Origin of the sequence: Pelagibacterium nitratireducens, assembly GCF_037044555.1 — a bacterium.
Taxonomy (GTDB): domain Bacteria; phylum Pseudomonadota; class Alphaproteobacteria; order Rhizobiales; family Devosiaceae; genus Pelagibacterium; species Pelagibacterium nitratireducens.
On record NZ_CP146275.1, the window covers coordinates 655,001 to 657,500 of the forward strand.

Annotated in this window: 2 protein-coding genes and 2 rRNA genes (2 of these 4 cut by a window edge); all 4 read left to right on the forward strand. The window is 56.8% G+C overall.

The window, feature by feature from the left end; translation table 11 throughout:
- Positions 1 to 739 (forward strand): 23S ribosomal RNA (locus V6617_RS03410); it begins 1,991 nt to the left of the window's first position.
- Between the two features lie 77 nt (positions 740 to 816).
- Positions 817 to 932 (forward strand): 5S ribosomal RNA (gene rrf / locus V6617_RS03415).
- 333 nt (positions 933 to 1,265) lie between these two features.
- Entirely contained in the window at positions 1,266 to 1,472 is a 207-nt protein-coding gene (locus V6617_RS03420; protein ID WP_338609107.1) for a hypothetical protein, read from the forward strand.
- 398 nt (positions 1,473 to 1,870) lie between these two features.
- Positions 1,871 to 2,500, forward strand: partial view of a hypothetical protein gene (locus V6617_RS03425; protein WP_338609108.1) — the 5' portion only. The gene runs 195 nt beyond the window's last position; 630 of the gene's 825 nt are visible here — the first part of the coding sequence; the start codon lies at positions 1,871 to 1,873; its stop codon lies off the right edge, out of view.

A 2,500-nucleotide genomic window follows, 5' to 3' on the forward strand; every position in this document is an offset into this window, starting at 1 on the left:
GTTCTCATGGAGCCGCAATGTGAGATACCACCCTTATCGTCATGGATGTCTAACCGCGGTATAACAGTACCCGGGACAGCGTGTGGTGGGTAGTTTGACTGGGGCGGTCGCCTCCCAAAGAGTAACGGAGGCGCGCGATGGTGGGCTCAGACCGGTCGGAAATCGGTCGTTGAGTGCAATGGCATAAGCCTGCCTGACTGCGAGACTGACAAGTCGAGCAGAGACGAAAGTCGGTCATAGTGATCCGGTGGTCCCGCGTGGAAGGGCCATCGCTCAACGGATAAAAGGTACGCCGGGGATAACAGGCTGATGATGCCCAAGAGTCCTTATCGACGGCATCGTTTGGCACCTCGATGTCGGCTCATCACATCCTGGGGCTGGAGCAGGTCCCAAGGGTACGGCTGTTCGCCGTTTAAAGTGGTACGTGAGCTGGGTTTAGAACGTCGTGAGACAGTTCGGTCCCTATCTGCCGTGGGTGTTGGAATATTGAGAGGAGCTGTCCCTAGTACGAGAGGACCGGGATGGACGAACCTCTGGTGGACCTGTTGTGGCGCCAGCCGCAGTGCAGGGTAGCTAAGTTCGGACGGGATAACTGCTGAAAGCATCTAAGCAGGAAGCCTCCCTCAAAACCAGTATTCCCTATCAGAGCCGTGGAAGACCACCACGTTGATAGGCTGGGTGTGGAAGCGCAGCAATGTGTGAAGCTTACCAGTACTAATAGCTCGATCGGCTTGATCGTTCTCATTTACCTATAACCGCAACACCCAAACGTGTTGCAGATCAATAAAGACCAGTTTCCCCAGCGAGTTTTATCGATCTGGTGGCTATGGCGAAGTGCCCAGAACCCGATCCCATTCCGAACTCGACCGTTAAACACTTCAGCGCCAATGGTACTGTGTCTTAAGGCACGGGAGAGTAGGTCGCCGCCAGATCTATAAAACCCGCTGGAAAACCCTTCTCAATACACAATCACAAAAAGCCCCCGGTCACCCCGGGGGCTTTTTGCGTTCCAATAAGACCACCCAGTCCCAAACAAACCGAGCAAGCCATCAAGGCGCCTAACAACGCCAACACTGCCGTTGCGATAGCGGCGAGCACAGCAAGGCCCCGGAAAGTAGGTCGTCGCCAAGTCTAGCAACCACACCAAACCGTCGCTCGAAAGCAAATGAAAAGCCCCCGCCCCAGAAATGCAGCGGGGTTCTTGCGTTTAAAGGCCCAGACAATCGTGGGGCGCAAAGCAACGGGTCGCAACAGCCTCCCAAGCCATGCGACACAGTCCTTATGGCCATCTCGATGCCAATCGCCCAATCGAAACGGCTAGCCCCCCGACCTCGGTGCTCCAAGCCGCTGCCATCATCGCCGATTCAGCCCTGAGCCAGGGCGGGGCATGGATCACCGCCCGGCTTTCTCATATGAAGGCCGAAGGCGCCGACGATCACGAGGTGGAACTACAGGGCAGTGACCCAATCTGATGCCCCTATGCGCCATGAGAGCGGCCTGCAAAGCGCACTCCGGCACCAGGCCAAGCGCGCTCATCGAACCCACTAGCCGGTGAGATGATCAGGGGGACATCCAAGTTTTGTCAGATAGACAAACTAATAGACGTGAGGCGTTGAGCCGTATCTGAGGATCAGAGGTGTAGGGGACTGCAGGCCCCAGATGGCGATTCGCCAATGTGGGCCGTGAGCCGGGGGCACAGGTCACAGGCCGAATGCGGGATCGCGTCCAGAGCGCTTGGCCCACTCCTGAAAGGCCCGCGCGGCGTCGTTGCGCTCGAGCATAAGGTGATAACTGTACGTAGTTGCCCGAACTGCGACGCGGCAGAAAGAGAAGTAGTCTCCTCTACGTCAAAGAACTTGAGGGATGCGTCATGACAAAGCTTATTTTCAGAATTGATCCTGGCGACCAGGTGAGTGAGGCCTTCCAGCTTCAACGCCCATTGGGTCACTATGTGGAAATCGCTGCCGACCGAATCGGGGAAGAGGTGCTATTCGGACACTCCGTCGTGCCGGGAATATGGAGCGTCCTTGCTGTTGGGCGATTCGCCGATTGGCGGTCAAACGATCAATCGGTGCTTTTCGGGTTCGAAAACATCCGCTGGCTCAATGAACCTGTCGCGATCGTTACCGAGGGTGACCCTGAATCGGATCGTTTGTTCGCCCCCTATTTGCTCGATACCCTTATGGACGACGATCTGGCATTGATTTCGGCCCCCGATCTGGAGTTTGTTCAGCCCGCGACCACGCCCATGAGCGTGGCGGCCGAAGGGCAAGCGGCCTTTGTTTCTGACTATGTCTTGGGTGCGGCGAGACCTTGTCCCGTGACGTCCGGCTTTTTTCATTCGGTTGCGGAAGCCTATAACTGGCGTTGCCCGATTTCGGGAATCCGGCAGCAATCCCTTGATGGGCGATTCCATGAGGGCGTGGCGATTGGCATTGAGGAGCCGCATGCGCGGCGGGCCGGTTTGCCTAGAGACGCGATGTTTGTTTCGAGTTCTTTC